This window comes from Nonomuraea sp. NPDC052116 (assembly GCF_040680035.1).
GTDB classification, from domain to species: domain Bacteria; phylum Actinomycetota; class Actinomycetes; order Streptosporangiales; family Streptosporangiaceae; genus Nonomuraea; species Nonomuraea angiospora_A.
Genome location: NZ_JBFAWA010000054.1, coordinates 39,365 through 65,993, shown reverse-complemented (window position 1 = coordinate 65,993; position 26,629 = coordinate 39,365). Strand labels below are relative to the sequence as shown.

The window sequence follows — 26,629 nt, the reverse complement described above, 5'->3', positions numbered from 1 at the left end:
CCTGGCTGTGTCGGTTGCGGGCAGCACGACGACCCAACGGACGGCGCACGCACGGCTCGAACGGGGGTCAGCGTTTGTGGCGGAGCACCCAGTAGAGGCCCACCACCGGGAGCACGAGCGGGATGAACCCGTACCCCTTCCCGTACGCCGACCACACCGTCGCGTCGGGGAAGGCGGCCGCGTCGAGGAGGCTGAGCGTGCCGATGACCAGCACCCCGACGAGCTCGATCCCCAGCCCCACCAGCGCGAGGAGCCGCGCGCCGCGCCAGAGCGCGACGGTGAGGGCGATGTAGACGGCGGCCGCGAGGGCCGACAGCGAGTACGCCAGCGGCGCCTGGTCGAACTTGGAGACGATCTGCACCGCCGCGCGAGCCCCGGCGGCCAGCGAGAACAGCCCGTAGACCGCGATCAGGGCACGTCCGGGCCCGGTGCTGATGGAGGCGGTCACGCGCCCCCCGCCCAGATCTGCAGCATCCGCCCCGTCATCACCGCGATCGCGAACCCGGCCACGACCAGGATCGCCGACCCCCACCTGCTCCGCTCCGCCAGCGCCAGGAACACCCCGGCGGGCGGGATCACCACCTGACCCCCGACGTAGCCGAAGAGCGTGACCTTCTCGGCGGGCCCCTGCCCCCCGGCCACCGCCGCGATCACGAAGCCCGCCTGCACCAGCACGGCCACCTCGAGCACGGCGAACCCGACCAGCAGCACCATGCCCATCGGCCGGTTGCGGACGGCGACGATCAGGCTCGCCAGCATGAGCAGCAGCGAGACGACGATGACGATCGTGGAGATGACGGTGTTCATCGGGGCTAAGGCTATCCCCAGGGTGTCCCGGTCCCCATTTCGCGGCGGCCGGAAGCGAAGGCAGCGCTACCGCTGCGGGATGGCGCGTTCGATGCCGTCGAGGACCCAGTTGAGGCCGCGTTCGAAGTTGTCGTCCGCCCCGCGTACCCCCTGCTCGATCATCGGCGCGAGCCGCGGGAACTCCCCGCTCTCGACCAGCTCCTTGATGTACGGCTCCGCCACGGCCGTCCGCTCCGCCTCGTTGATCCCCTCCGACCGGGGCGCCCCGCGCTCCTGCGCCTCCCGCACCACGAACCCGGTCATGTAGTCGTTGAACACCGCCAGGAACCGCCACCGGGTCAGCCGGTCGAGCCCCAGCCCGTCGAAGGCGGCCAGCTTCTGCTCCACGTGCCGCAGCGCGTTGGGCCCCACGGCCACCCGCTGCGAGATCAGCTCCACCCGCCACGGATGCCGCAGCACCAGCTCGCGCTCCCGCCGCGCCATCAGCAGCAGCGCCTCGCGCCAGGAGGACGGCAGCGGCTCCTCGACGAGCACCTCGGCGCTGACCTCGTCGAGCATCAGCGCGAGCAGGTCCTCCTTGCGCTCGATGTACGAGTACAGCGTCATCGCCCGCGCCTCCAGCTCGGCGGCCACCCGCCGGATCGAGACCGCGGCCAGCCCTTCGGCGTCGGCGACGGCGATGGCGGCGGCCACGATCGCCTCCCGGGTCAGGACCGGGCGGCGGGGCGGCGTGGGGCGGGACCAGATCGAGCTCACGCCCAGATCCTAGACACTGTACGAAAGTGCTACGGTGTACGACATGCGATACAGCGTACGAAGTTCGCTCTGGACAACGGGCCTGGTCGTCCTCCTGGGCGTCGTCATGACGATGCTCGACACCACGATCGTCAACGTCGCGCTCGGCACCCTGGCCCGCGACTTCCACACCACGCTCGCCACCATGCAGTGGGCGGTCACCGGCTACCTGCTGGCCCTGTCGATGACGGTCCCGGTCACCGGCTGGGCCGTGGGCAGGTTCGGCGCCAGGAACGTCTGGCTGGTCTCGCTCGCGCTGTTCGTCGCGGGTTCCGCGCTCACCGCCGCCGCCTGGTCGGTCGGGAGCCTGGTCGCCTTCCGCGCGGTGCAGGGGCTGGGCGGGGGCCTGCTCCTGCCGGTCGGCCAGATGATGCTGGCCAGGGCGGCCGGCCAGGAGCGGTTGGGCCGCGCGATGGCCATGATCTCGCTCCCGGCCATGCTGGTGCCGGTGCTCGGGCCGCCGCTGGGCGGGGTGATCGTGGAGGGTCTCGGCTGGCGGTGGCTGTTCCTGATCAACGTGCCGTTCTGCGCGGTGGCGCTGCTGGCGGCGTTCCTGCTGCTCCCCCGCGAGCCGGGCGTGAACCCGCAGGGGCTCGACGTGCTGGGCCTCGCGGTGCTCTCGCCCGGCCTGGCCGCGCTGGTCTACGGGCTGTCCGAGATCGGCGACGGGGCCTCCCCGCTCCACCCCGCGCTGTGGATCGGCGTGGCGCTGGTCGCCGCGTTCGCCGTGCGGGCGCTGCGGACGACGGGCACGCTGCTGGATCTGCGGTTATTCGGGAACAGGCAGTTCGCCGCCGCGGTGGGCGCGCTCGTGTGCTACTCGGCCGCCATGTTCGGCTTCACGGTGCTCGTGCCCCTCTACAGCCAGCTCGCGCAGGGCGGGAGCGCGCTGGAGGCGGGCCTGCTGCTGGCCCCGATGGGGATCGGCGCGGCGATCACGATGCCGGTCGCGGGCAGGCTGACCGACAGCAAGGGGCCGCGCGGCGTCGGCGCGGCGGGCGTGGTCGTGGCGGTGGCGGGCATCGCGGGATTCGCGGCGTTCGGGGGTCTCGTGCCGATGTTCGTCCTGGGGCTCGGGCACGGGCTGGTGTCGACGTCGGTGATGGCGGCCGCGTTCAAGACGCTGGAGCCGGTCGCCATCCCGGCCGCGACCACGCTGAGCACGATCGCGGTGCGGCTCGCCTCCCCGTTCGGGGTGGCGGTGCTGGCCGTGCTGTTGCAGGTGTTCACCAGGACGGGCGTGGAGCGGCCCTTCACGTACGCGTTCGGCGTCGCGATCGCGCTGGCGGCCGTCTCGCTGGTGCCGATCGCGCTCATAGGATCGAAGGCATGGAGAGGATCCTCGTCAGCGCCTGCCTGATGGGCCGCCGGGTCCGCTACGACGGTCGCGCCAAGACCAGCTCGGACGCCCGGCTCGCCGCGTGGCGCGGGGAGGGACGGCTGGTGCCGCACTGCCCGGAGGTGGCGGGCGGGCTGCCGATCCCGCGTCCCGCCGCCGAGATCGAGGGCGGCGCGGGTGGGGCGGCCGTCCTGTCCGGGGCCGCCCGCGTGCTGGCGAGCGACGGGTCCGACGTGACGGCCGAGTTCCTGGCGGGCGCGCGGTCGGCGCTGGCCGTGGCGCGCTCGTACGGCATCCGGCTGGCGGTGCTGAAGGAGGGCAGCCCGTCGTGCGGGGCGCTGTCGATCTATGACGGTACGTTCAGCGGCCGGCGCGGTCCCGGCCAGGGCGTCACTACGGCGCTGCTGGAGCAGCACGGCATCCGGGTGTTCACCGAGGACCAGGTCGACGAGGCCGCCGACTATCTGCGGACTCTGGAGCCGTAGCCCCGCGCACTCTGGACGCGTAGAAGGAGCCCGCCAGCCCGGTGGCGAGCAGGACCGCGATCACGCTGTGATACCAGCTCAGCAGCGTGCTCGCCGGGCCCGCGCCGAGCGCGAGCGACAGGATCCCCATCAGCACCCCGCCGAGCGCGGCCGCGTGGCCGTAGATGAGCCCGTCCCACGCCCACGCGCGCTTGGCCAGCACGCCGTACGCGCCGGCGAACGTGGCCCCGGCGCACAGCGTCTCCACGATCGCGGCCGGCACGATCACGGGCTCGCGTACCGGGCCGAACGCGATCCCGGCGTGCAGCAGCCCGAACGCGAGGAAGATCAGCGCGTACAGCAGCGACAGCCAGCCCAGGGCCCTGCGAAGTGCGTCCATGTGATCCACCCTCGCACCCGGGGCGGGCCGGCGAATCGTCCCCTGGGAGGCGGTCCGGATACCACGCCCGCCGTAGCCCGGCGGCTGCCGCTCGTCAGTACTCCCAGGTGTCGGTGCGCTGCTCGTGGCTGATGCAGAACACCCCCGTGCCGTGCTCGCCCTTGACCAGGTCCACCCTGATCCAGCCGGTGGCGCGGGCGACCTTGGCGGTGTAGCCGCTGACCGGGGTGGCCGACACCAGGCGGCAGCCCTCCGGGCCGAGCGTGAACGCCACCTCGCCGCCCTTCACCTTCACCACCTTCAGCGGCTTCCTCGGCGCGGGACTCTTCGCCGGGCTCTCGACCGGGCTCTTGACCGGCTTTCTCGGTGCACGACTCGGGCTGGGGCTGGCGGTAGGGCTGGGGCTGGTGAGGGTCAGCGGGGCTTCGTCGGCCGCGATCGTCTGGGCGACGAACGGCTCCACGTCCACGTCGTCCACGAACTCGTCCCGCAGCACACCCCGTACGCCGAACCACGAGACCGACACGGCCACCGCGGTCGCCCCGCACCAGATCGCCGCGTATCGAAGGGCTCGACGCATGAGACGAATTATGTACGGTTCGTCGGTACGGTTGGGCGCATGGCGACGGTTCTCGTAGTGGAAGACGATGAATTCGTCAGATCAGCGATCATCCACGAGCTCGGCCGGCGCGGGCACGCCGTCCGCAGCGCCGGGTGCGCGCTCGACGCGCTCAGAGAGATCTCGCAGCGCCCGCCGGACGCCGTCGTCCTCGATCTCGGCCTGCCCGACCTGGACGGGTCCGAGGCGCTGCGCATGGTCCGCGGCGTCTCCGACGTGCCGGTCATCGTGGCCACGGCCCGCGACGAGGAGGCCGAGATCGTCCGGCTGTTACGGGCGGGCGCGGACGACTACCTGGTCAAACCGTTCTCCGGTGACCATCTCAGCGCCCGGCTGGACGCCGTGCTGCGCAGGGCCAGGTCCGCGCCCGCGCCCCAGCTGTTCCGCGTGGGCGGCCTGGAGGTGGACGTGGGCCGGCGCGAGGCCGCGCTCGACGGCGGTCCGCTCTCGCTGACCAGGCGCGAGTTCGACCTGCTCGCCTACCTCGCCGCCCGGGCCGACCGCGTCGTCACCCGCCAGGAGCTGCTGGCCGAGGTCTGGCGGCAGTCGTACGGTGACGACCAGACGATCGACGTGCACCTGTCGTGGTTGCGGCGCAAGCTCGGCGAGAGCGCCTCCCAGCCGCGCTACCTGCACACCGTCCGGGGCGTCGGCGTGATGTTGTCGGCACCCCGATGAGAGCGCCCGGTGAGCGCGCCCGGTGAGAGCCCCCCGATGAGAGCATGCCGATGAGGCGCACCCTGGCGGTGCTGATGGTCGCGGTCACCTCGATGGTCGCGCTGGCCTTCCTCGTGCCGCTCGCGCTGATCGTCAAGGAGACCGCGCAGACCAGGGCGCTGGCGGGCGCCGAGCGGCAGGCGTCCGCGCTGGTCCCGGTGCTGGCGCTGACGACCAGGAGCGACGACCTCGGGCACGCCATGGCCCGCACCGAGGCAGGGCGGCGCGGCCTGCTGGCCGTCCACGTCAAGGGCGGCGCGACGCAGGGCACCTCCCGCGCGCCCGCCGCCGAGGTGGCCAGGGCCGCCCGCGAGACCAGGGCGAGCACCGTCGAGCTGGACGGCGGATACGTGCTGCTGCGCCCGGTCGCGCTGGACGAGGACCGGGGCGCGGTGATCGAGGTGTTCGTCCCGGCCGCCGACCTCAACCGGGGCGTCTTCACGTCATGGGCGGTGCTGACCGGGGTGGCCGTGGCGCTGGTGCTCGGCTCGGTGCTGGTCGGCGACCGGCTCGGGGCGCGGGTCGTACGCTCGGCGCGCCGGCTCGGCACCGCCGCGACCGCGCTGGGAGCCGGTGACCTGAGCGAACGCGTCTACCCCGACGGGCCGCCCGAGCTCAAGGCGGCGGCGACCGCGTTCAACGCCATGGCGAACCGCGTCACCCAGCTCGTGGCCGCCGAGCGGGAGCTGGCCGCCGACCTCTCCCATCGGCTCCGCACCCCGCTCACCGCGCTCAAGCTCAGCCTGGACCAGCTCGGCCCGCGGGCGGAGCCCGGCAGGCAGGCGCTGGCCAGGCTGGAGGGCGAGGTGGACACGATCATCGCGGCGGCCCGGCGGCCGTCGCGGGCGGCCAGGTCGTGCGACGCGGCCGAGGTGCTGCGCGAGCGGCTGACGTTCTGGTCGGCGCTGGCGGAGGACCAGCGGCGCCCGTGGGAGCTGGTCGGGGCCACGCTTCCGGTACGGGTGCCCGTACCGGCCGGTGAGCTGACGGCGGTGGTGGACGCGCTGCTCGGGAACGTGTTCAGGCACACGGCGGAGGGCACGGCGTTCGGCGTCACCCTGCACGAGGGCCAGGACACCGTCGGCATCCTGATCGCCGACGCGGGGCCCGGCATCGCGGACCCGGACTCGGCGATGGAGCGGGGCAGCAGCGGCAGCGGGTCCACCGGGCTCGGGCTGGACATCGCGCGCCGGCTCGCCGAGTCGACGGGGGGCCGGCTGCGGCTGGACCGGTCGTCGATGGGCGGGGCCCAGGTGCAGGTGTGGCTGCGTACTGAAATAGCAGCTAAGGCAGCCTTAAAGGACACTTAAGCCCGAAGTTTCGCTCTTTCGGGTGCATCAAGGTGATCTATATGCAGATCACCCGCAAGGCGCTCGTCGCCACCACCCTGGCCGCCCCCACGCTGCTCGTGCTCGCCGTCGCCCCCGGCACGGCCTCCGCGCACGGCACCATGAGCAACCCGCCCAGCCGCACCATGGTCTGCTACAGCGAGGGCCCGGAGAACCCGAAGTCGGCCGCCTGCAAGCAGGCCGTGGCCATCGGCGGCACCCAGCCGCTCTACGACTGGAACGAGGTCAACATCGCCGACGCAGCGGGCCGGCACCGCCAGATCATCCCGGACGGGAAGCTGTGCAGCGCGGGGCGGGACAAATACCGCGGGTTCGACCAGGCGCGGGCGGACTGGCCCGCGACGACCCTGGCGAGCGGGGCGTCCCACACGTTCAGGTATCGGGCGACCGCGCCGCACAAGGGATCGTTCGAGCTCTACATCACCAAGGACGGCTACGACCCGGCCAAGCCGCTGAAGTGGTCGGACCTGGAGGCCAAGCCGTTCCAGACCGTGCAGAACCCGGTGGTGACGGACGGCTTCTACACGATGAACGCCAAGCTGCCCGCCCGGCAGGGACGGCACCTGATCTACGCGATCTGGCAGCGCAGCGACAGCCCCGAGGCGTTCTACTCCTGCTCGGACGTGGTCTTCGGGCAGGCCAACCCCGCCCCGGCCCCCACCCCCACCGGCACCCCCACCGCGACCCCCAAGCCCACCCCCACGGCCACTCCCACGGCCACGACCGCCCCCACGCAGCCGTCCGGGGACGTGCCGGCCGTCAACGCGGGGGTCGGCGTCGCCCCCGCCGCGGCCAAGGTCGGCCGGCAGGTGAGGGTGACGGCGGTCTGCGGCGGATCGACGGTGCGTGACGTGACCTCGAACGCCTTCGCCACCGTCCGGAACCGCCCCACCGCACCCACGGCCACCTGGTCGTCGGCCCTGAAGGCGGTCAAGGCGGGCCGGTTCGGGGTGACGGTGCGCTGCGAGAACGGCGGCGTGGCGCGTACCGCTCTCACCGTCGGCTGATCGGGAAAGCAACCCGACCGTTTTCCCGGAAACCTTCTCGCGTTCCCAGGAGTCGTACAGGTGGGGCGCGTTGGAACACGGGGGATGTGGCGTTCCCCGTGCCGCGCGTTAGGGGGCCCGATTTCACATCGAAACGGGGAAGGGACTCGGCAATGCCTGTCGACCTGAACAACGCACAACCTCTGGCCTGGGACTCGGCCGCGCTCGACGCGGACACCAAGGCGATGCTCGACAATCTCCAGCCGAACATCCTGCGCGCCCACGTGCGCGAGCACCTGTCCGTGCTGTTCGTCCGGTTCAACGACGCGGCGGAGGGAAAGGCGTTCCTCCGGCACGTAGCGACCACCAAGATGAAGTCGGCCCGCCGGCACCTGCAGGAGGTGCACGACTTCAACGCGAAAGGCAGCCGCGGCACGCCGTACGTGGGCATCGGCATCAGCAAGGCCGGCTACCGGGACCTCGGCCACTCGGTCGAGGACGTGCGCAAGTTCGAGGACCGGGTGTTCCGCGACGGCATGAAGCGGCGCGTCGCCGAGGTCGCCGACCCGCCCGTGGAGACGTGGGAGCGCACGTACCAGCGGGAGATCCACGCCGTCATCCTGATCGGCGACGCTGAGCCCGAGCCGGTGGCGGCGCTGCGCGAGGAGATCCTCGGCGAGTTGCCGGAGAGCGCGCGGCTGCTCGGCGAGGAGACCGGGCAGGGCATGCGCAACCCCGCCGGCGACGGCATCGAGCACTTCGGGTACGTGGACGGCCGCAGCCAGCCGCTGTTCGTGAAGGACGAGGTGGACAAGGAGCCGAAGAAGCACTGGAACCCGGCGTTCCCGCTGAGCAACGTGCTCGTGCCCGACCCCTTCGCGCCGAACCCCGTCCGCCACCACGGCAGCTACCTGGTGTTCCGGAAGCTGGAGCAGAACGTACGGGCGTTCAAGACGATCGAGCAGGAGCTGGCCGACGGCCTGGGCCTGGTCGGCGCCGACCGCGACCGGGCGGGCGCCATGATCGTCGGCCGGTTCAGGGACGGCACGCCCCTGACCAGCAAGCCCGAGGCGGGCGGCGGGCCGGTGAGCAACGACTTCACCTTCGACGGCGACGACGGCAGCAAGTGCCCGTTCAGCGGGCACATCAGGAAGACGAACCCGCGCTCGTTCGGGCGTGAGGTGCTCATGGCGCGGCGCGGCCAGACGTACGGGGAGCGGACCGACGAGCCGTGGGACGACTCGCCGCCGGAGACCCGGCCGAGCGGCGAGGTCGGGCTGCTGTTCATGGCGTTCAACGGCAGCCTGCTGAGCCAGTTCGAGTTCACGCAGCAGTCGTGGGCCGACAACCCGGACTTCGAGAACCCGGCCACCGGGCACGACCCGGTGATCGGGCAGGGCGATCGGGACATCAAGGTCGCGTTCCCGAAGGTCTGGGGCAAGCCGGAGCTGTCGGCGCCGCAGGCCCAGGTGGCCCAGACGGTCACGATGAAGGGCGGCGAGTACTTCTTCGCGCCGTCGCTGGCGTACCTGCGGAACCTGTAACCGGGAGAGGCCGGGCCCGTCCGCGGCCCGGCCGCCTCCGGCGCGATACGAAGAAGTATGTACGCCCGGTTCACCCCGCCGGAGGAGGAGTCGGCGCTCGCGAACCAGCACGATCGAGAGCATGACCATCGGACTGCTGCTCGCCCTCGCCGCCCTGGCCCTCGTCGACAGCACCAGCTTCGGCACCCTCGGCATTCCCGTCTACCTGCTGCTGGCCTCGAAACGGTCGCGCGGGTTGTTGATCTATCTGGCCACCATCACGGTCTTCTACTTCCTGGTGGGGGTCGCGCTCATGCTGGGGCTGTCCACGGTGATGGACCGCTTCGGCGACGTGCTGCGCAGCGGTCCCGCGTACTGGGTGCAGCTCGTGCTGGGCGTGGGGCTGTTCGCGCTGAGCTTCAGGCTCGACCCCAAGCGGCGCGCGAAGCGGGGCAAGCCCGAGCGCCGCTTCGAGCCCCGGGTGGGCGGTCCGCGCGTGATGGTGCTGCTGGGGCTGACCGCCGGGGTGCTGGAGGTGGCGACGATGGTGCCCTACCTCGCCGCGATCGGCATCATGACCACGGCGGGGCTGACCGTCGGGCAGTGGGTGCCGGTGCTGGGCGCGTACGTGCTCGTCATGATCCTGCCGCCGCTGGCGCTCATGGGGCTGCGCGCCGTGGCGGGAGCCTGGCTGGAGCCGAAGCTGGAGTGGCTGCGGACCTGGATGAGCAAGCACGCGGCGTCGGCCCTGAGCTGGGGCGTTGCCATCATCGGTTTCTTGCTTGCCCGGGATGCGGCGTTTTATCTGTTCTTCCAGAACCCGTAGGATCGGATGCCTCCGCTGGATCTTCGGGGGGAGATCTGTGATGTTGCGGGCGTTCCTGCGGACCGAGGCAGGCAGCACGACCGTGCTGCTGGTGGCCACGGTGCTTGCCCTGCTCTGGGCCAATTCGCCATGGGGTGACACCTACGAGGCGTTCTGGCACACCCCCATGGGCATCTCCTTCGGGGACGCCGACTTCTCGCTGGACCTGCGGCACTGGGTCAACGACGGGCTGATGACCGTCTTCTTCTTCCTCATCGGCCTCGAGGTCTCGTACGAGGTGCGGCTCGGGCAGCTCAGGGACCGGCGGCTCATCGCCGTGCCCGCCGTCGCGGCCCTGGGCGGGATGCTGGTGCCGGCCGGCGTCTACCTCCTGCTCAACTTCGGCGGGCCGGGCGCGGGCGGGTGGGGCGTGCCCATCGCCACCGACACGGCGTTCGTGCTGGGCGTGCTCGCCGTCGTGGGGGCCCGGTGCCCGGATCCGCTGCGGGCGTTCCTGCTGACGCTGGCCATCGTGGACGACGTGCTGGCGATCATGATCATCGCGATCTTCTACACCGCCAGCCTCTCCATCCCCGCGCTCATCACCGCCGTCCTGCTCCTCGCGGCCATCGTGACCCTGCGGTGGCTGAGGATCTGGCGGGCACCCGCCTACGTCGTGCTGGGGTTCGCGCTCTGGGTGGCCACCCTTGAGAGCGGGATCCACCCGACGCTGGTCGGCATCGCGCTGGGCCTGCTGGTCTTCGTCTACGCGCCCACGGACCAGAAGCTCCTGCTGGCCGGTGAGGCCGTGCAGGAGTTCACCAGCGAGCCGAGCGCGCGGGCCGCCAGGGAGGCCACGCGGCGGGTCCAGCGGGCCGTCTCCGTCAACGAGCGGCTGCAACTGCGCCTGCACCCGTGGAGCAGCTACGTGATCGTGCCGATCTTCGCCCTGGCCAACGCCGGGGTGCGGCTCGACGGCGAGACCCTGCGGGCCGCCCTCACCTCGCCCGTCTCCATCGGGGTGGCGCTGGGGCTGGTGGTCGGGAAGTTCGTCGGGATCTCCCTCGGCACGTGGCTCCCGCTGCGGTTCGGCTGGGGGATCCTGCCCGGCAACCTGGTGTGGGGGCAACTGCTGGGCGGGGCGGCCGTGTCCGGGATCGGGTTCACGGTGGCGCTGTTCATCGTGGACCTGGCCTTCGACGGGTCACCCGTCCACGCCCAGGCGAAGATCGGCATCCTGGCCGGGTCGCTGCTGTCCGCCCTGCTGGGGTGGGTGATCTTCCGGTTGGCGTGGGATCGGGGCGGGGTGTGCGCGCCGCCCGAGGCCGAGCCGCCCGAGGAGCTGCCCGACCGGCTCACCGTGCCGGTCGGGCCGGCGGACCACGTGCGCGGGCCCGAGGACGCCAAGATCACGATCGTCGAGTACGGGGACTTCGAGTGCCCGTACTGCGGGCGACTGCACCCGGTCCTGGAGGAGATCCTCCGGAAAAATCCTGATGTACGGATGGTTTTCCGGCATTACCCGATCCGCACGCTGCACCCCCGGGCCACGTCGGCCGCCATCGTCTCCGAGGCCGCGGCCGACCAGGGCAGGTTCTGGGAGATGCACGACATCCTCTACGACAACCAGCGCTTCCTCACCGACGCCGACCTCGAGCACTACGCCGCCGAGCTGGGCATCGACCCCTGGTCCGACGTGCCGGGCCACGCCGCGCGGATCGCCCTGCACGAGGAGTCCGGCCGCGACAGCGGCGTGCGCGGCACCCCCACGCTCTTCCTGAACGGCGTGCGCTACCAGGGCCGCCTGGACGAGGGGTCGATCAGCAGAGCATTGGACGATCTGCGCGAATCCCCGTAGCGTCGTCGCGTCCGGCTTGGCCTCGAACGGAGTTCCCTGTGATATCAACGATCGCCGGTATCCTCACCTTTGGCGTGATGGGCATCCTGTTGCTCCTCGGCGTCGTCATGACCGCGATGGCCCGGCGCGAGCACGGCTCGGCCGCGATGATCGGCATGGCGGGCTGCATCCTGCTTCTGCTGGGACTGCTGTTCAACATCTTCCGCTCGTACGTGCTGTTCCCGCAGCTGACCTCGTCGACGGACATTCAGACGACCGTGACCGTCACCAGCCTGGTCTCCCTGCTCTTCGACGCGGGCGGTACCGCCCTGCTGATCTGGGCCGTGGTGGCCCGGCGCAAGCCGAGCCAGCCCGCTCAGCCTCCGCAGGGCCCCGGCTGGCCGCAGCAGCCCCCCTACCAGCAGCAGCCGTACCAGCAGCAGCAGCCCGGCTGGCAGAACCCGCCGCAGCCGCCCTACGGCCAGGGCCAGGGCTGACGAACCCGCGGGACGGGTCCCCCTGCGAAGTGTGACAATAGGAGGGCACGCCCCCACTCTCCGCAGCGGCTCCTGAGGAGATCATGACTCGAGAGCAACCTGACCCGCAGGGCCAGGATCCCCACCAGACGATCAGGCACAGCCGGCCCTTCCCGACCCAGCCCAACCCGACGCAGCCCACCCGGCAGGGACCTCCCGGACAGGTCCCGCCGCCGCGGCACGGACACCCGCCCCCGCAGGGCCCTCCGACCGTGCGCGTGCCGCCACCCCCGGCCCCGCCGACCGTGCGCGTGCCCCGGCCCGGACGGCCGCAGGATCCGCCCTCCACGCAGCGGCTCCCCTACACGCCGGACATGCTGCCCGACGTGTCCCACTACGAGGCCAAGCCGCCTCAATCGGCCTGGTGGTGGGCGATCGTGGCCGGGTCGCTGGTGCTGCTGATCGCGGCCGTCGCGGTGGCGGCGGTCCTGTGGGCCCGCTCCGGCGCCTAGGCCCGGCTGAAGTCCATCGTCCAGTTCGTCTCCCAGGTCAGCCCGTCGTCCGCCGAGTACGCCTGCTCCCAGCGGGCCGCGTCCGGGCCGAGCACCGTCCAGATGAACCGGCACCGCACCTGCCTGCCCTCATACGCCTCCTCCCCGTAGAACTCGCCCCGGTCCCCCCCGAACTCGCCCACCATAGGCGAGCTGTCGAGCGTGCCCCTCGTGCTGCTGGCCCAGTAGATGGCCCACTGCCGCGACTCGGGGTTGTACACGCGGACGGTCAGCCCGCTGGACCCCTTGGTTGGGAACGTGATCTCGTCGAAGCTGGCCGCCCCGTCGAAGTGCCGGCTGGCGACCGAACGGCCGGGGAACTCGTCCCATTCGTCGCTGCCGGCGAGCGCCTTCACGAGCCGGCGGTTGTCGACGTTCCAGTGGCCGGCGAGAAAGGCGAAATCGTTCATGCGGGCGACGGTAGGCGGTGGTCACTGACAGGTAGTGTCAGTGAATGTGCGTGCTTCCCGCCTCGTCTCGATCCTCCTGCTCCTGCAGACGCGCGGCCGGATGACCGCGCAGGATCTGGCCGAGCGGCTGGAGGTCTCGGTGCGCACCATCTACCGCGACGTCGAGTCCCTCCACTCCGCCGGCATCCCCCTGTACGGCGACGCGGGCCCGAAGGGCGGCTACCAGCTGCTCGACGGCTATCGCACCCGGCTCACCGGGCTGACGACCGACGAGGCCGAGTCGCTGTTCCTGGCCGGCCTGCCGGGTCCGGCGGCGGAGCTGGGGCTGGGCGCGGTGGTCACCGCCGCGCAGCTCAAGCTCATGGCGGCGCTGCCCGTGGAGCTGCGCGACCGCGCCGGGCGCATCCAGGAACGCTTCCATCTCGACGCGCCCACCTGGTACCGCGACCAGGATCCGGTGACCTATCTGCCCGCCGTGGCCGACGCCGTCTGGAACGAGCGCCGCATCCAGGTCAGATACCGCCGCTGGAAGGCGCCCCAGGAGGTGGAGCGGCGGCTGGACCCGTACGGGCTGGTCGTCAAGGCCGGGCGGTGGTATCTCGTCGCGCGGGCGGGCGAGGACGTGCGCACCTACCGCGTCTCGCAGATCCTCGACCTGCACCCGCTCCCCGAGGGCTTCACCAGGCCGGACGGCTTCGACTTGGCGGCTTACTGGCAGGGGTACCTGGCCGAGTTCGAGGCCCGGCTGCGGCGGGGCGAGGCGGTGCTCCGGCTGTCGCCGCGCGGCGTCGAACGCGTGCCGGACCTCATGACCCCCGGCGTGGTGGCGGCGGCCAGGGAGAGCGCGCAGCCGCCCGACGAGGAGGGCTGGACGCGGGTCACGGTGCCGATCGAGTCGATCGAGCACGCGCTCGCCGAGTTCCTGCGGCTGGGCACGGACGCCGAGGTGCTCGCCCCCGCCGAGCTGCGCGACCGCATGGCCACCACCGCCGCCGAGCTCGCCGCCCGCTACCGCCCCGCCTGAGCCGCCGCCCCACATGAGCCGTCGCTCCCCGCCGCCTGAGCCGCCGCGCCTATCTCCCCGCCTGAGCCGCCGATTCCACCTGCCAGCAGTGCGTCCAGTGGCCGTCCACCAGCGCGGTACGCGCGGGCGCCTCCTCCGAGCACACCGGCAGCGCCACCGGGCAGCGCGGATGGAACCGGCACCCGCCCGGCGGATCGATCAGGCTCGGCGGCTCGCCGTGCCGCGTGACCTCCGGCGCCGCCACCCGGTCGGGGTCCGGCGCCGACTCCAGCAGCAGCCGCGTGTACGGGTGCCGCGCCGCCTGCGTGAGCTCCTCGCTCGGCCCGCTCTCGATCAGCCGCCCCGCGTACATGACCGTGATGTCCTCGGCGAAGTAGCGGGCGCCGGCGATGTCGTGCGTGATGTACAGGAGCGCCAGCCCGCTCTCCCTCGCCAGCCCTTCCAGCAGCCGCAGCACCCCGAGCCTGATCGACACGTCCAGCATCGAGACGGGCTCGTCGGCGATCAGCGCGACGGGCCGCACCGCCAGCGCCCGCGCGATGGCCACCCGCTGCCGCTGCCCGCCGGACAGCTCGTGCGGCAGCTTGTCCATGAACTGCTCGACCGGCGTGAGGCTGACGCGTTCGAGCAGCTCGGCGACCTGTGCGCGTTCCTCCGTGTCCGAGCGGACGTGTCCGTGGATGCGCAGCGGCCTGGCCAGGTGGTAACGCACCCGGTGGAAGGGGTTCAGGGAGGCGAACGGGTCCTGGAAGATGAGCTGCACCTGCCGCCGGAAGTCCCTGAACGCCGCCCCGCGGTGGGCGCGTACCGGCTCGCCGCGCAGCAGCACCTCGCCCGACGTGGCCGGATAGACCTGCGCCAGCAGCCGCGCCACCGTGCTCTTGCCGCAGCCGCTCTCCCCCACCAGCGCCGACACCGTCCCGGCCCGCAGCGCGATCGACACGTCCTCGACGGCCCGCACCGGCGGCCGCCTGCCGAAGCGGCCTCGGGGACCGCGGGCCGCGGTGAAGTGCTTGGTGAGGTTCCGTCCCTCCAGGACGATCATGACGCGTCCTCCAGACCGCGGCCGCCGTTCAGCAGGCACGCGACGTCGCCTTCGAGCTCGGGCAGGACCGACGAGCACGCCGCCACCGCCACCCCGCACCGCGGGTGGAACGCGCATCCCGGTGGCGGCGACCTCAGGTCGGGCGGGCTGCCGGGGATGCCCAGCAGCTCCTCGCGCGGCCCGTGCAGGCGCGGGAACGAGCGGAGCAGCCCCAGCGTGTACGGGTGCCGCGGCGACTTGTGGATGGCCCTGGCGGCCCCGGTCTCCACGACCCGGCCCGCGTACATGATGGCGATCCGGTCGGAGATCTCCATGAGCAGCGACAGATCGTGCGTGATGAACACGACCGCGAAGCCGTACTCCTGCCTGAGCTCCCTGATCTCGTGGAGGATGTCGCGCTGGACCACCACGTCGAGCGCGGTCGTCGGCTCGTCCATGATGATGATCTCGGGGTTGAGCGCGAGCGCGATGGCGATGGCGGCGCGCTGCCGCATGCCGCCGGACAGCTCGTGCGGGTAGGAGCGCCGCCTGTCGGCGCTGATGCCGACGCGCCGCAGCAGCTCGACCGCCCGTTCCGTACGGTCGCCGCGCGACATCCCCGGAACGTGGACGCGCAGGACGTCGTCGATCTGGGCACCGACGGTGCTGACCGGATTGAGGGCGTTCATGGCGCTCTGGAAGACGACGGCCAGCTCCTTCCAGCGGAAGGCCCTGAGCTCGCCTTTCCCGAGCCCGAGCACGTCCACGGACGAGCCGTCCTGGCGGCGGTAGACGACCGAGCCCGAGGTGATCGCGGCGGGCGGCCGCAGCAGCCGGGCGACGGCGTTGGCCAGCGTGGACTTGCCGCTGCCGCTCTCCCCCGCCAGGCCCAGCACCTCGCCGCGGCGCAGGTCGAGGGAGACGTCGGCGACGGCGTGCACGGTGCCGCTGCCGGACAGGTAGTCGACGCTCAGGTCGCGGATCTCCAGGACGTTCATGTGCGGGCCTTCACCTTGACCGTTCGCAACCGGGGGTTGGCGATCTCGTCGATGCCGAAGTTCACCAGCGCGAGCCCGGTGCCGATGAGCGCGATGCACAGGCCGGGCGGGATGAACCACCACCAGGCCCCGATGAGCAGCGCCTGGCCGTTCTGCGCGAAATAGAGCATGCTGCCCCAGCTCACGGTGGACAGGTCGGCCAGGCCGAGGAACGACAGCCCGGCCTCGGCCAGGATCGCCGCGACCACGGTGGCCAGGAAGCTGGTGGCGATGACGGGCAGCAGCACGGGCAGGATCTCGAAGAAGACGATCCGGAGGGCCCCCTCGCCGCTCGCCCGCGCGGCCTGGACGAAGTCGCGCCGCCGTACGGACAGGGTCTGCGCCCGCAGCACCCGCGCGCCCCAGGCCCAGCCGGTGACCGCGATCACCACGGCCACCGAGGCGACCCCGCGCTGCGGCAGGTAGCCGGCCAGCACGATGATCAGCGGCAGGGCGGGCAGCACCAGGAAGATGTTGGTGAGCACGGACAGCACCTCGTCCACCGCGCCGCCGAAATAGCCGCCGACCAGGCCGACCGCGACCGCGATCACGTTGGCGATGACCGCCGACAGCAGGCCGACGCCCATCGAGACGCGGGCGCCGTACACGATCTGGGTGAGGATGTCCTGCCCGGTCTGCGTGGTGCCGAGCCAGTGCGCGGCCGACGGGCCCTGGAGCCCGTCGTCGCCGGTCGCGGCCGGGTCGGCGCCGATGAGCAGCGGCCCGAGCACGGCCATCAGCGTGAAGAAGACGAGGATGCCGATGCCGATCTTGATCTTCATTCGGACTCCTGCCTGGTACGCGGGTCGAGCACCACGTACGCCAGGTCGGCCAGGAAGTTGGCGACGAGCACGGCCAGCGAGATGACGAGGAAGATGCCCTGCATGAGCGGGAAGTCCTCGTTCTCCACCCCTTTGAGGAGCATCGACCCGATCCCGGGATAGGAGAAGACGATCTCGGTCAGCACCGAGCCGCCCACCACGAAGCCGAGCGACAGGGCGAAGCTGGTGATGTTCGGCAGGATCGCGTTGCGGGCGGCGTAGGCCCACATGACCCTCCTGGAGGTCAGCCCCTTGGCCTCGGCCATCACCACGTAGTCCTCGCCGAGCGTGGTCACCATGACGTTGCGCATGCCGAGGATCCGGTCGGCCATCGACGCGACCACGATCGTCACCGCGGGCAGCGCCGCGTGGTAGACCACGCTGCCGGCGAACTCGCCCGTGAAGCCGGGCATCACGTCCAGCCCGTACGCCCTCGACACGGGGAACCACTGCAGCGTCACCCCGAAGACGAACACCAGCGCCAGCGCCACCCAGAAGTACGGCACCGCGTGCATGAACGTGGCCGCCGGCAGCACCCCGTCGAGCCAGGTGCCCCGCTTCCACGCCATCAGCACGCCCAGCGAGGTGCCCATCAGGTAGCTGATCAGGGTGGCGACCCCGACGAGCCCGACCGTCCACGGCAGGCTGCCGGCGATGACCGTGGACACTTCGGCGGGAAAGAAGGTGATCGAGCGGCCCAGCTCCCCTTGTGCGAGATTGCCCAGGTAGTCCAGATACTGCTGCCACAGGTTCGCGTCGCTGATGCCGAACGCCCGCCGCATCGCGTCGATGGCGGCCGGGTCGACGTTGCCTTTCATCCGGGCCACCAGCAGCTCCACCGGGTCCCCCGGCATGAGCCGGGGGATCAGGAAGTTGAGCGTGACGGCGGCCCAGGCGGTCAGCAGGTAGAAGCCGAGCCGCCGGGCCAGGAACCTCACTTGACGGCCGGCTTCAGGTGCAGCAGCACGACCGCGGCGTCGGGCGAGGCGTACGGCGACGGCATCGCGTACGGATCCTGCTCCGACGGCCAGCCGACGTACTTGGTGGTCCGGAACTGCGCCCACCCCGGGCTGTAGAACAGCGGCAGCTGGGGCAGCTTCTCCACCATGATCCGGCCCAGCCCCTGCGTGGCCTTCTGCTGCTCGGCCAGGTCGTCGGTGGCGGCGTACTCCTCGATCAGCCGGTCGGTCTCGGCGTCCTTCCACCGCTCGTAGTTGCCGCTCGCGGCCTCGCCGACGGGCTTGGCCAGGCCGCCGAAGAGCATGAAGCGCATCTGGAAGTACGGGGTCGGGCCGGCCTCGGCGCCCCTGATCGACAGGTCGTAGTCGCCCTTGCCGACCTTCGACACCCAGTCCTGGAAGGCCACGCCCCTGGTCTCGACCGTGATGCCGACCTTGGCCAGGTCCTCCCTGATGAGCTGGGCCGCGTTCACCCAGTCGGTGAACGGCGACGGCACCAGCAGCGTGAACTTCAGGTCGGCCGGGTTCACCCCCTTGAGCAGTTCCTTGGCCTTGGCCACGTCCACCTGGAACGCGGCGTCCTTGTACTGCGGCGGCACGTACGCCTCGCCACCCGGCATCGGCACGCCGGTCGGGTGGGCGACCTTGGTGTAGCCGCGCTCGGCCACCCTGACGATCTTGTCCCGGTCGATGGCGAGGCTCATGGCCTGCCGTACCTCCGGCTTGGCCAGGACCGGGTTGGTCAGGTTCGGCAGCAGCGAGACCAGGCCCTCCGGCGGGAAGAAGAACTTGTTCTGCTCCGGCTTGCCCTGCACGAAGATCTTCTGGATGTCCGGCACGAACGCGCCCGCCCAGTCCACCTCACCCTGCTGGAGCGCCGTCTGCAGGGCATTGGCCGTGTACGCCGGGAAGCGCAGCAGCGGCACCTCCGGCTTGCCCGGCTGCCAGTAGGACGGGTTCTTCTCCATCTCGTAGAGCTGCGCCGAGAACTTCGACAGCTTGTACGGCCCGGTGCCGACCGGCTTGGCGTTGGTGAACGTCGCCGGGTCCTGCTGCTTGTCCCACAGGTGCTTGGGCACGATGGGCGAGCCGCCGGCGATGTTGTAGAGCTTGGCGTACGAGGTGGTCTTGAAGTCGACGCGCACCTTGTCCGGAGCCAGCGCCTGCGCGTCCTTGATCTCCAGCGCGGACGTGTTGAGCTGCGCGTGGTCCTTCAGCATCTGGAAGGTGAAGGCCACGTCGTCGGCGGTGAACGGCTGCCCGTCGGTCCACTTCACCCCCGGGCGGAGCGTGAACGTGAGCGACTTGCCCTTGTCCGACCATTCGTACTTCAGCGCCAGCCACGGGACGATCTCTCCCGGCTTGAGCTTGTTGAAGTACATGAGGGTCTCGTAGATCATCCCGCTCGTGCCGAAGTTCACGCCTTCGAGGTGGTACGGGTTGAAGTCCTCCTGGAACGTCCCCGCGTCCACGGCGTGGATCACCAGCGGGGGCGCGCTCGTGCTGTTCTTGCCGGTGGGACCGCCGCTGCTCGAACAGCCTGCGAGAGCCAGGGCGAGGAGTACTGCCAGACAGCGTTTCATTGGGGGGTGGCCTTTCCGAAATACTTCGTCCGGAGGTCGCGCGAGCCCTTCGGTGCGGCGAAGGCCTGGGCGCGGCCGAATCCGGCTGGTGCGCCGCGCACGATCGTCAGCGCGCGGTAGTACTCGACGTACGGGAAGCCGTAGGTCTCGCCTCTGGCGTAGGCGTATCCGGTGATCGCCTGTGACCAGAGCTCGTACGCCTCCTCCGTCAGCTCGACGAACACGTCGGGGACGAACCCCTCGGCGTCCTCCCAGTTGTCGGCGTAGTAGAGCTCGCCCGCCCAGTAGGCCGGGTGCTCGCGTTCGAGCGTCTTGAGCCCGCCGTAGAAGCGGGCGTCCTCGACGATCCGGTGCGTACGAGCGTGATCTTTGTGGATGGACGCGCTCCAATGGGTCAGGATGACGTCCGGGCGCAGCTCCCTGATCAGGTCGCCGACGCGCAGCTTGACCTCTTCGTCCTCGGGCAGCAGGCCGTCCTCGTAGTCGAGGAAGCGCACGCCCGCGCCGATCCGCTCGGCGAACGTCTCGGCTTCCTCGCGCTTCTGCCTGGCGTAGTCGGGGACGGGCATGCGGGGGTGGCCGCGTTCGCCGAGGGTGAGGTGGAGGAGTGTGGCCCGGTCGCCGCGCAGGACGTGCTGGGCGAGCACGGCGCCCGCCGTCAGGTCCAGATCGCCCGCATGCGCGCCGATGGCCAGGACGTGGGTCATGCCGACCGCCTCATCACGTGGAAGCGCCGGGTGATCCGGTAGCCGGCCTTGGTGTAGAGGCGGCCGGCCGGGCTCGCCTCGCCGGTCCAGAGGAACCACGACGAGTGGAGCCCTTCGGCGCGCATCATGGTCATGGTGAGATGGAGGAGGATCTTGCCGAGGCCGGTGCCGCGCTGCTCGGGGTCGACGCCGAACGGGCCGAAGCGTTCGGGGATGCCGCGGTAGGCCGCGTACAGAGCGAATCCCACTATTTGATCTTTTTTCGCGATGACCATGCGTCGGGAGTCGCGGTGCAGGCGGATCGCCTCGCCCCAGTCGGGGTTGAAGGCGTCGGCCGCGAAGCGGATCAGCTCGGGCAACTCGCCGTCGGTGGGGCTGCGGAAGGCGTACCCCTCGCTCTCGCGCTCGGCGCGCAGCTCGCGTACCTCGTCGGGGGTCACGTAGCCGACGAGCGTCCGGTCCATGGCGACCGGCGAGTACAGGGTCCGGAAGCCGAGCCCGTTCAGGAGCCGGTAGCCGTCGGGGTAGAGCTCGGCGTCCGCCCCGGGGAGCACATAGTTCGGCGTATAGGACGAAAAATCGACCTTCGTCCGGCCGGCCCGCTCCAAGAACGCCAGCGCCTCGCCCATCAGCCGCCTCCCGAGCCCGCCGCCGCGATGCTCGGGGGCGACGAAGAAGAACGGGATCCACCCGGTGTCCGGCTCCAGGTCGGTGCCCGGGGCCAGGGGGGTCAGGCGGCGCACGCCGTACGCGCAGCCCACCACCCGTCCGTCGGCGACGGCCACGCGCAGGCCCTCGGGGTCGAAGTTGGGGTCGAGCAACACGCAGTCGCGGAACCAGGCGGAGGTGGCGGGATCGGCCGGCATGCTGCGGTTCCAGGCGTCCACCAGGGAGACCTCGTCACCGGACGCGAAGGCGCGGACTGTGACCATCGGGGTCCTTTCACCTTTGGCTCTCCGGTCCCAGCTTTCCCATGGTCAACGGGCAAGGTCAAGACGATTCGGGAATTTATTTTCCTCCTCGGCGCATGTTTAGAAAATTTCTTTTGCGCCATGCCCGCCCGAAACTTTCACGCCCGGCCAACCCGGCCTCATCCTTAGCCGCAGGTCACCCAGCTACCCTGACGGGTCACCACCAGCAACGATTGCGTTGGCGAAAGTTTCTCTTCACACTCGCAATGTTTCAGGCGAACGAGAGGAACCCGATGAACGTGAGAGCTCGGATCGTGGGTGCCTTGATCGCCGCCGTGACGCTCATCGTCGCGGGGCTGATCACCGCGCCACCGGCCTCGTCGGCACAGCTGACGGAGGTGACCGGCTTCGGCACTAACCCGACAAACCTGCGCATGCACCTGTACGTCCCGGACGGCGTCGGGACCCGACCACCTCTCCTGGTCGCCGTGCACTACTGCACGGGATCGGGTCCGGCCTTCTACTCCGGCACGGAGTTCGCCTCGCTGGCCGACCGGTACAAGTTCATCGTGATCTACCCGTCCGCGACCAGGAGCGGCTCCTGCTTCGACGTCTCCTCGCCGCAGGCGCTGCGGCACGACGGCGGCAGCGACCCGGTGGGCATCATCTCGATGGTCAGGTACGTGCAGCAGCGCTACAGCACCGACCCCGACCGCACCTTCGTCACGGGGGCTTCGTCCGGCGCCATGATGACGAACGTGCTGCTGGGCGACTACCCCGACGTCTTCAAGGCCGGCGCCGCGTTCGCCGGGGTGCCGTTCGCCTGCTTCGCCACCACGGACGGGTCGATGTGGAACAGCGCCTGCGCCAACGGCCAGGTCAGCAAGACGCCGCAGCAGTGGGGCGACCTCGTACGCGGCGCGTACCCCGGCTACAGCGGCCCCCGCCCGCGCATGCAGGTGTGGCACGGCACCGCGGACACCACGCTGCAGTACCCGAACTTCCAGGAGGAGATCAAGCAGTGGACCAACGTCCACGGCCTGAGCCAGACGCCCAGCAGCACCGACCAGCCGCAGTCCGGCTGGAACAGGACCAGGTACGGCGGCACCGGCACGACGGCCCCCGTCGAGGCGATCAGCCTCCAGGGAGTCGGCCACAACGTCCCGATGAGCGGGATGGCCGCCGCCGCGATCGCGTTCTTCGGCCTTGACCAGGGCGGCGGCGGGCCCACGCCGACGCCGACACCGACCCCGACCCCGACGCCCGGTACCGGGGCGTGCCGGGTCACGTACACGATGAACACCTGGAACACCGGCTTCACGGCCGCGGTCACGCTCACCAACACCGGCACCAGCCAGCTCACCTCCTGGGCGCTGATCTTCACGCTCCCCGCGGGCCAGAGCGTCACCTCCGCGTGGAACGCCACGATCTCGCCCGCGAGCGGCCAGGTCACGGCCAGGAACGTCAGCTACAACGGCACGGTCGCCCCGGGCGCGTCCGCCTCGTTCGGCTTCCAGGCCACCCACACGGGGAACACGTCCAAGCCGTCCGCCTTCACCCTCAACGGCGCCACCTGCACCTGACCGCTCGATCACACCGGGCTCGGACCCTCCTGAGCCCGGTGTGATCATCTGATGGATACTGGCCCTTCTCGGAGAATTTGGGAGCGCTCCCGAAAGTGCTCTCGCTCAACCGAAAGGGCATAACTTGTCCAAATTTCACACGCGGTTATCGGCGGTGTTATCGGGCTCGGCGCTCGTGCTCGCCGCCGGACTCGCGCCGCTCCACCAGGCGGCAGCCGCGGCCACCGAGCCCGCTGAGACCCAGCCGGCCCGGATCACCCTCACCCTCATCACCGGCGACGTCGTCGAGTACGCGCCGTCGCAGGGCGGCGTCCCCTCCATCGCCATCAGGCCGGCGCCCAGGCCCGACGGCGCGGACGTCACGTTCGCCACGCTGCCCGGCAAGGACGGCGGATATCTGGTCCTGCCCTCCGACGCGGCCCCCATGGTCGCCGCCGGAACGCTGGACGAGGAGCTGTTCGACGTCGAGACGCTGGCGCGGGACCGGCGCGTCGAGGCGATCCCGCTGCTCGTCACCTACCCGGGCGACCCCGCCCCCGCCACGCTCGCCAGATCCGCCCGGTCGCTGACGGCCGGCGAGAACGTGCGGGTGCTCGACAGCGTCAACGGCGCCGCGCTCACGGTACGCGCCGACCGGGCCGACGACTTCTGGGCCGGGCTCAACACCGGCGCCAAACTGACCGGCGGCGCGATCTCCAAGATCTGGCTGGACCGCAAGACGCGGGCCTCGCTCGACAAGAGCGTGCCCCTCATCGGCGCGCCGGCCGGGTGGGAGCGCGGGTTCGACGGCAAGGGGGTCAAGGTCGCCGTCCTCGACACCGGGATCGACGCCGCCCACCCCGACTTCGCGGGACGGATTCTCGCGAGCGAGAACTTCTCCGACTCCGCCGGCATCGCCGACAGGGTCGGACACGGCACGCACGTCGCCTCGACGATCGCGGGCGCCGGCCCGACGTACAAGGGCGTGGCACCGGCCGCGTCCCTGCTGGTCGGCAAGATCCTCGCGGACAACGGCCAGGGCGACTGGTCGTGGGCCATCTCCGGCATGGAGTGGGCCGCCGCGCAGGGCGCCGACGTGGTCAACATGAGCCTGGGCTCCTGCTGCGGCAACGGCACCGATCCGATGAGCCAGGCGCTGAACGAGCTCACGAAGAAGTACGGCACGCTCTTCGTGACGGCCGCCGGGAACGAGGAGGACCCGCTCACCGTGAGCGTCCCGGCCGCGGCCGACGAGGCGCTGGCCGTGGGCGCGGTGGACAAGGAGACCGGCACCACCCTGGCCGACTTCTCCAGCAAGGGGCCGCGGCTGGACGACGCCGCCGTCAAGCCGAACATCGTCGCCCCCGGCGTGGACATCGTCGCCGCGCGCTCGGCCGACTCCTCGCTGCCCGGCATCCCGGGCGACGACAGGTACACGACCTTCAGCGGCACCTCCATGGCCACCCCGCACGTCGCCGGAGCCGCCGCGATCCTGGCCCAGCAGCATCCCGGCTGGCGGGCCGCCGAGCTGCGCGACGCGCTGACCTCGACGGCCGTGCGCAACGACGGGCACAACTGGTTCGAGCAGGGCAGCGGCCGGGTGGACGTGGCCCGCGCCGTCACCCAGAGCGTGTTCGCCACCTCCGTGGTGGACTTCCGGCTCCTCGGCAAGCCTGCCACCAGGCAGGTCACGTACCGCAACCTCGGCTCCGCGCCCGTCACGCTGGCCGTCTCGCTCGTCACCCGCGGCTGGAGCGGCAGGCCCGCGCCGGACAAGGCGGTCAAGCTGGGCGCGCAGAGCGTCACCGTGCCCGCGAACGGCACCGCCGCCGTCTCCCTCACCGCCGACCCGTCGGCCGGCCCGATCGGCGCTTACGGGGGCTGGGTGACGGCGAGCGGCGGCGACGTGCGGCTGGTGACGCCGTTCAGCTACTACACGGGTCCCGCCACGCACCGGCTGGGGGTGTCACTGGTCAACTCGTACGGGACCAAGGAGTTCTTCCCGGGGTACCAGGCCGAGCCCCTGGTGTACGCGATCCCGTTGAAGCGGGCGAACAGCCCGGAGGACCCGTTCAACCCGTACGGGTACTACTACCTGCGTACCGACTATTCGGGCAACGGCGAGTTCTCCCTGCCCGCCGGGGACTACGAGGTGATCGGCGTCGCCAACGAGACCCGGATCAGCAACCGTACGAGCTGGGTGATCGAGAACGTCCATCTCGACGGGGACCGGACCGTCACCCTGGACGCGCGCAAGACGGCGCCGATCCGGCCGAGCACGCCGAAGGCGCTGGACGGGGGCGGGAACGCGTACTACGTGCGCACGTTCACCGACCGCAACCAGCCGGTCTCGCTGTACGGCGGGGTCCAGGGCGGCGGGCAGCAGCTGTTCGTCACGCCGGTGTCCTCGGTGAAGGCGGGCAAGGTGCGGCTGTCGCACCAGTGGAACCTGGAGCCCCCCGTGCTCACCTCGGCCACGGCGGGCGGGCTGGCCCTGCATCCCGCGTACGACGTGGAGGCCATGCGCAGGCTGACCTCCGTCACGTCCTACCCCGTCGTCTCGGTCGGAAGGGGGCGGCCGGAGGACTTCTCGGGTGTGGACGTCTCCGGCAAGATCGCGCTCGTCGGCATCCCCGTCGAGAGCGGCTACGTCAACGCGAGCGTCCAGATGGACGACGCCGGCCGCGAGGCCTCCCTGCGCGGCGCGGCGGGCGTCATCGGCTTCCTCGACGTGGACGGCGGGCGGGCCCGCGTGCCGCAGGGCTGGTCCCTGCGGCTGGGGCTGGACGCCGCCGAGGGACGTTCGCTGCGGTCCGCCCTGGCCAAGGGGCCGGTGTCGCTGCGGCTCGAACCGTACGCGGGGCCGGGCGCGACCTACCACCTCCGCTTCGACTCGCGCGGCCGGGTGCCCGCGCGGCCCGTCAAGGTCGACATGGGGCGGCTGGTACGGATCGACGCCGCCTACCACGCCGACAAACCGGATACCAGTGGCTGGGAGTACGGCGAGTCGACCGCCGGCGAGGAGCCGGGGCGGATGGCGTACGGCGGGTCGCTGCGGATGCCGCTCACCCGGACCGAGTACTTCGGGCCCGTGTCCGACGACGTGGTGTGGTCCCGCACGATCACGAACGACGGGCTGGTCCTGCACTCCGACGACCGGTTCGCCGGTGACGACCGGCGGGTCTCCGAGCAGTGGTTCAAGGCGCCGCTGGTGCCCGGCGCCGCGGACGTGCCGTCGGGGTACCCGGTCAAGGTGCCGTGCGCGCTGTGCCGGGACTCCGACCGGTTCGTACCTTTCGAGCAGTGGCGCGACTCCGATCCCCGTCACTACAGCGAACTGAGCCCGGTCACCTCGGCGCCCCGGCTGTTCGCGGCCGATCAGGAGCTGTCCCCGCAGGGCTGGCGCCCCCGATTCTTCACCGGGGCCCCCGGGGCCTACCGGGTGGAGGCGGTGGACACCTCGGGACGCACCCTGTCCGGCAAGGTCACGACCACCGCGCGCTTCGCCTCCTCCCCGCCGCCGTCCTCGGGGGCGCCCCGGGGGTACGTGTGCTCGTTCGGGGCGGGGTGCGCGTTCCAGCCGGCCGTCCAGGTCACCTACGACCTGCCCCTCGACCTGCTGAACCGGGCCCCGGCCGGGGCGCCGTTCGCGTTCGACCTGCGCGCCGGCGCGCACTCGGCCGTACGCCGGGCGCCCGCCGTCAACCAGGTCACGGTCGAGTTCTCGGTCGACGACGGGGCCACCTGGCGGGCCGCGACGCGCGTCAGGAAACACGGCGACGGGCGGTTCCGCGTGGAGCTGGCGCATCCCGCCCTGGCGCAGACCAGCGGGTTCGTGTCCCTGCGGGTCACGGCGTCGGACACGGCGGGCGGCTCGACCACCCAGACCGTCAACCGGGCCTACGCCCTCAGATAACACCGAT

General features: G+C 71.2%; 26 protein-coding genes. 13 read left to right on the top strand and 13 right to left on the bottom strand.

All coding sequences use genetic code 11. From position 1 onward, the window contains the following. Positions 1-67: 67 nt before the first annotated feature. From AB0L65_RS57745 to AB0L65_RS57735, 3 genes are all read right to left on the bottom strand, one after another. Complete coding sequence (locus AB0L65_RS57745) at positions 68-448, bottom strand: hypothetical protein (RefSeq protein WP_364265289.1); 381 nt, start codon at positions 446-448, stop codon at positions 68-70. Beyond that, a complete protein-coding gene (locus tag AB0L65_RS57740; RefSeq protein WP_350740632.1) occupies positions 445-807 on the bottom strand; it encodes a hypothetical protein in 363 nt (120 codons plus the stop codon). The genes AB0L65_RS57745 and AB0L65_RS57740 overlap by 4 nt, the downstream gene beginning before the upstream one ends. A 66-nt stretch (positions 808-873) precedes the next feature. Next, positions 874-1,563: a TetR/AcrR family transcriptional regulator C-terminal domain-containing protein gene (locus AB0L65_RS57735; protein ID WP_350740635.1), complete on the bottom strand. Its 690-nt coding sequence runs from the start codon at positions 1,561-1,563 to the stop codon at positions 874-876. A 43-nt stretch (positions 1,564-1,606) separates the two neighbouring features. Between AB0L65_RS57735 and AB0L65_RS57730 the strand changes: the two genes are divergently transcribed. Together AB0L65_RS57730 and AB0L65_RS57725 are read left to right on the top strand one after the other, a co-directional pair. Next, positions 1,607-2,962 carry a DHA2 family efflux MFS transporter permease subunit gene (locus AB0L65_RS57730; protein WP_364265287.1) on the top strand — a complete coding sequence of 452 codons (1,356 nt, stop codon included), beginning with the start codon at positions 1,607-1,609 and terminating at the stop codon, positions 2,960-2,962. Then, on the top strand, positions 2,932-3,426 hold the full coding sequence (locus AB0L65_RS57725) for a DUF523 domain-containing protein (RefSeq protein WP_364265285.1): 495 nt from the start codon (positions 2,932-2,934) through the stop codon (positions 3,424-3,426). Before AB0L65_RS57730 ends, AB0L65_RS57725 begins: the two co-directional genes overlap by 31 nt. Here AB0L65_RS57725 and AB0L65_RS57720 read toward each other — a convergent pair. Both AB0L65_RS57720 and AB0L65_RS57715 read right to left on the bottom strand, forming a co-directional pair. Then, positions 3,371-3,805: a hypothetical protein gene (locus AB0L65_RS57720; protein ID WP_364265283.1), complete on the bottom strand. Its 435-nt coding sequence runs from the start codon at positions 3,803-3,805 to the stop codon at positions 3,371-3,373. The genes AB0L65_RS57725 and AB0L65_RS57720 overlap by 56 nt on opposite strands. A 94-nt stretch (positions 3,806-3,899) precedes the next feature. Further along, entirely contained in the window at positions 3,900-4,385 is a 486-nt protein-coding gene (locus AB0L65_RS57715) for a hypothetical protein (protein ID WP_364265281.1), read from the bottom strand. 39 nt (positions 4,386-4,424) lie between these two features. Here AB0L65_RS57715 and AB0L65_RS57710 point away from each other — a divergent pair, with 39 nt between their 5' ends. From AB0L65_RS57710 to AB0L65_RS57675, 8 genes are all read left to right on the top strand, one after another. Next, positions 4,425-5,102: a response regulator transcription factor gene (locus AB0L65_RS57710; RefSeq protein ID WP_363966498.1), complete on the top strand. Its 678-nt coding sequence runs from the start codon at positions 4,425-4,427 to the stop codon at positions 5,100-5,102. Positions 5,103-5,152: 50 nt separating this feature from the next. Continuing rightward, a complete protein-coding gene (locus tag AB0L65_RS57705; RefSeq protein WP_364265279.1) occupies positions 5,153-6,451 on the top strand; it encodes a HAMP domain-containing sensor histidine kinase in 1,299 nt (432 codons plus the stop codon). Positions 6,452-6,492: 41 nt separating this feature from the next. Beyond that, positions 6,493-7,497, top strand: coding sequence for a lytic polysaccharide monooxygenase (locus tag AB0L65_RS57700; protein ID WP_364265277.1), 1,005 nt, complete (start codon positions 6,493-6,495; stop codon positions 7,495-7,497). A 152-nt stretch (positions 7,498-7,649) separates the two neighbouring features. Further along, complete coding sequence (locus tag AB0L65_RS57695; protein WP_364265275.1) at positions 7,650-9,020, top strand: Dyp-type peroxidase; 1,371 nt, start codon at positions 7,650-7,652, stop codon at positions 9,018-9,020. A 121-nt stretch (positions 9,021-9,141) separates the two neighbouring features. Further along, entirely contained in the window at positions 9,142-9,825 is a 684-nt protein-coding gene (locus AB0L65_RS57690; protein ID WP_364265273.1) for a GAP family protein, read from the top strand. Positions 9,826-9,865: 40 nt separating this feature from the next. Then, positions 9,866-11,662 (top strand): Na+/H+ antiporter NhaA, encoded by a 1,797-nt coding sequence (nhaA, locus tag AB0L65_RS57685; RefSeq protein ID WP_364265271.1) that lies wholly within the window; start codon positions 9,866-9,868, stop codon positions 11,660-11,662. A gap of 77 nt (positions 11,663-11,739) precedes the next feature. Beyond that, positions 11,740-12,138: a hypothetical protein gene (locus tag AB0L65_RS57680; protein WP_364265269.1), complete on the top strand. Its 399-nt coding sequence runs from the start codon at positions 11,740-11,742 to the stop codon at positions 12,136-12,138. 83 nt (positions 12,139-12,221) lie between these two features. Further along, positions 12,222-12,629 carry a hypothetical protein gene (locus tag AB0L65_RS57675; protein ID WP_364265267.1) on the top strand — a complete coding sequence of 136 codons (408 nt, stop codon included), beginning with the start codon at positions 12,222-12,224 and terminating at the stop codon, positions 12,627-12,629. On the opposite strand, the gene AB0L65_RS57670 is transcribed toward AB0L65_RS57675, so the two are convergent. After that, a complete protein-coding gene (locus tag AB0L65_RS57670; RefSeq protein WP_364265265.1) occupies positions 12,626-13,078 on the bottom strand; it encodes a hypothetical protein in 453 nt (150 codons plus the stop codon). The two genes, AB0L65_RS57675 and AB0L65_RS57670, sit on opposite strands and share 4 nt — an antisense overlap. A gap of 46 nt (positions 13,079-13,124) precedes the next feature. On the opposite strand from AB0L65_RS57670, the gene AB0L65_RS57665 reads away from it, so the two are divergent. Next, complete coding sequence (locus AB0L65_RS57665) at positions 13,125-14,102, top strand: YafY family protein (protein WP_364265263.1); 978 nt, start codon at positions 13,125-13,127, stop codon at positions 14,100-14,102. Positions 14,103-14,151: 49 nt separating this feature from the next. On the opposite strand, the gene AB0L65_RS57660 is transcribed toward AB0L65_RS57665, so the two are convergent. Genes AB0L65_RS57660 through AB0L65_RS57630 form a run of 7 tightly spaced genes read right to left on the bottom strand, consistent with a single transcriptional unit; the run spans position 14,152 to position 21,165 of the window. Further along, on the bottom strand, positions 14,152-15,147 hold the full coding sequence (locus AB0L65_RS57660; RefSeq protein WP_364265261.1) for an ABC transporter ATP-binding protein: 996 nt from the start codon (positions 15,145-15,147) through the stop codon (positions 14,152-14,154). Continuing rightward, positions 15,144-16,124: an ABC transporter ATP-binding protein gene (locus AB0L65_RS57655; RefSeq protein WP_364265259.1), complete on the bottom strand. Its 981-nt coding sequence runs from the start codon at positions 16,122-16,124 to the stop codon at positions 15,144-15,146. Before AB0L65_RS57655 ends, AB0L65_RS57660 begins: the two co-directional genes overlap by 4 nt. Further along, a complete protein-coding gene (locus AB0L65_RS57650; RefSeq protein ID WP_364265257.1) occupies positions 16,121-16,945 on the bottom strand; it encodes an ABC transporter permease in 825 nt (274 codons plus the stop codon). The genes AB0L65_RS57655 and AB0L65_RS57650 overlap by 4 nt, the downstream gene beginning before the upstream one ends. Continuing rightward, positions 16,942-17,922, bottom strand: coding sequence for an ABC transporter permease (locus AB0L65_RS57645; protein WP_355204964.1), 981 nt, complete (start codon positions 17,920-17,922; stop codon positions 16,942-16,944). The genes AB0L65_RS57650 and AB0L65_RS57645 overlap by 4 nt, the downstream gene beginning before the upstream one ends. Further along, positions 17,919-19,526 (bottom strand): ABC transporter substrate-binding protein, encoded by a 1,608-nt coding sequence (locus tag AB0L65_RS57640; RefSeq protein ID WP_364265255.1) that lies wholly within the window; start codon positions 19,524-19,526, stop codon positions 17,919-17,921. Before AB0L65_RS57640 ends, AB0L65_RS57645 begins: the two co-directional genes overlap by 4 nt. After that, positions 19,523-20,233, bottom strand: a complete 711-nt coding sequence (locus AB0L65_RS57635; RefSeq protein WP_364265253.1) for a PIG-L family deacetylase — start codon at positions 20,231-20,233, stop codon at positions 19,523-19,525. The genes AB0L65_RS57640 and AB0L65_RS57635 overlap by 4 nt, the downstream gene beginning before the upstream one ends. Continuing rightward, positions 20,230-21,165 carry a GNAT family N-acetyltransferase gene (locus AB0L65_RS57630; RefSeq protein WP_364265251.1) on the bottom strand — a complete coding sequence of 312 codons (936 nt, stop codon included), beginning with the start codon at positions 21,163-21,165 and terminating at the stop codon, positions 20,230-20,232. The genes AB0L65_RS57635 and AB0L65_RS57630 overlap by 4 nt, the downstream gene beginning before the upstream one ends. A gap of 272 nt (positions 21,166-21,437) precedes the next feature. Between AB0L65_RS57630 and AB0L65_RS57625 the strand changes: the two genes are divergently transcribed. After that, positions 21,438-22,727 (top strand): PHB depolymerase family esterase, encoded by a 1,290-nt coding sequence (locus AB0L65_RS57625; RefSeq protein ID WP_364265249.1) that lies wholly within the window; start codon positions 21,438-21,440, stop codon positions 22,725-22,727. Positions 22,728-22,851: 124 nt separating this feature from the next. Continuing rightward, positions 22,852-26,622 carry a S8 family serine peptidase gene (locus AB0L65_RS57620; protein ID WP_364265247.1) on the top strand — a complete coding sequence of 1,257 codons (3,771 nt, stop codon included), beginning with the start codon at positions 22,852-22,854 and terminating at the stop codon, positions 26,620-26,622. Positions 26,623-26,629: the final 7 nt, after the last annotated feature.

Excerpts from the sequence above, each read along its gene's own strand:
- AB0L65_RS57740 (WP_350740632.1), bottom strand. The coding sequence starts at position 807 with ATGAACACCGTCATCTCCACGATCGTCATCGTCGTCTCGCTGCTGCTC.
- AB0L65_RS57730 (WP_364265287.1), top strand. The coding sequence starts at position 1,607 with ATGCGATACAGCGTACGAAGTTCGCTCTGGACAACGGGCCTGGTCGTC.
- AB0L65_RS57725 (WP_364265285.1), top strand. The coding sequence starts at position 2,932 with ATGGAGAGGATCCTCGTCAGCGCCTGCCTGATGGGCCGCCGGGTCCGC.
- AB0L65_RS57720 (WP_364265283.1), bottom strand. The coding sequence starts at position 3,805 with ATGGACGCACTTCGCAGGGCCCTGGGCTGGCTGTCGCTGCTGTACGCG.
- AB0L65_RS57715 (WP_364265281.1), bottom strand. The coding sequence starts at position 4,385 with ATGCGTCGAGCCCTTCGATACGCGGCGATCTGGTGCGGGGCGACCGCG.
- AB0L65_RS57710 (WP_363966498.1), top strand. The coding sequence starts at position 4,425 with ATGGCGACGGTTCTCGTAGTGGAAGACGATGAATTCGTCAGATCAGCG.
- AB0L65_RS57705 (WP_364265279.1), top strand. The coding sequence starts at position 5,153 with ATGAGGCGCACCCTGGCGGTGCTGATGGTCGCGGTCACCTCGATGGTC.
- AB0L65_RS57700 (WP_364265277.1), top strand. The coding sequence starts at position 6,493 with ATGCAGATCACCCGCAAGGCGCTCGTCGCCACCACCCTGGCCGCCCCC.
- AB0L65_RS57695 (WP_364265275.1), top strand. The coding sequence starts at position 7,650 with ATGCCTGTCGACCTGAACAACGCACAACCTCTGGCCTGGGACTCGGCC.
- AB0L65_RS57690 (WP_364265273.1), top strand. The coding sequence starts at position 9,142 with ATGACCATCGGACTGCTGCTCGCCCTCGCCGCCCTGGCCCTCGTCGAC.
- nhaA (WP_364265271.1), top strand. The coding sequence starts at position 9,866 with ATGTTGCGGGCGTTCCTGCGGACCGAGGCAGGCAGCACGACCGTGCTG.
- AB0L65_RS57680 (WP_364265269.1), top strand. The coding sequence starts at position 11,740 with ATGGGCATCCTGTTGCTCCTCGGCGTCGTCATGACCGCGATGGCCCGG.
- AB0L65_RS57675 (WP_364265267.1), top strand. The coding sequence starts at position 12,222 with ATGACTCGAGAGCAACCTGACCCGCAGGGCCAGGATCCCCACCAGACG.
- AB0L65_RS57670 (WP_364265265.1), bottom strand. The coding sequence starts at position 13,078 with ATGAACGATTTCGCCTTTCTCGCCGGCCACTGGAACGTCGACAACCGC.
- AB0L65_RS57660 (WP_364265261.1), bottom strand. The coding sequence starts at position 15,147 with ATGATCGTCCTGGAGGGACGGAACCTCACCAAGCACTTCACCGCGGCC.
- AB0L65_RS57655 (WP_364265259.1), bottom strand. The coding sequence starts at position 16,124 with ATGAACGTCCTGGAGATCCGCGACCTGAGCGTCGACTACCTGTCCGGC.
- AB0L65_RS57650 (WP_364265257.1), bottom strand. The coding sequence starts at position 16,945 with ATGAAGATCAAGATCGGCATCGGCATCCTCGTCTTCTTCACGCTGATG.
- AB0L65_RS57640 (WP_364265255.1), bottom strand. The coding sequence starts at position 19,526 with ATGAAACGCTGTCTGGCAGTACTCCTCGCCCTGGCTCTCGCAGGCTGT.
- AB0L65_RS57635 (WP_364265253.1), bottom strand. The coding sequence starts at position 20,233 with ATGACCCACGTCCTGGCCATCGGCGCGCATGCGGGCGATCTGGACCTG.
- AB0L65_RS57630 (WP_364265251.1), bottom strand. The coding sequence starts at position 21,165 with ATGGTCACAGTCCGCGCCTTCGCGTCCGGTGACGAGGTCTCCCTGGTG.
- AB0L65_RS57625 (WP_364265249.1), top strand. The coding sequence starts at position 21,438 with ATGAACGTGAGAGCTCGGATCGTGGGTGCCTTGATCGCCGCCGTGACG.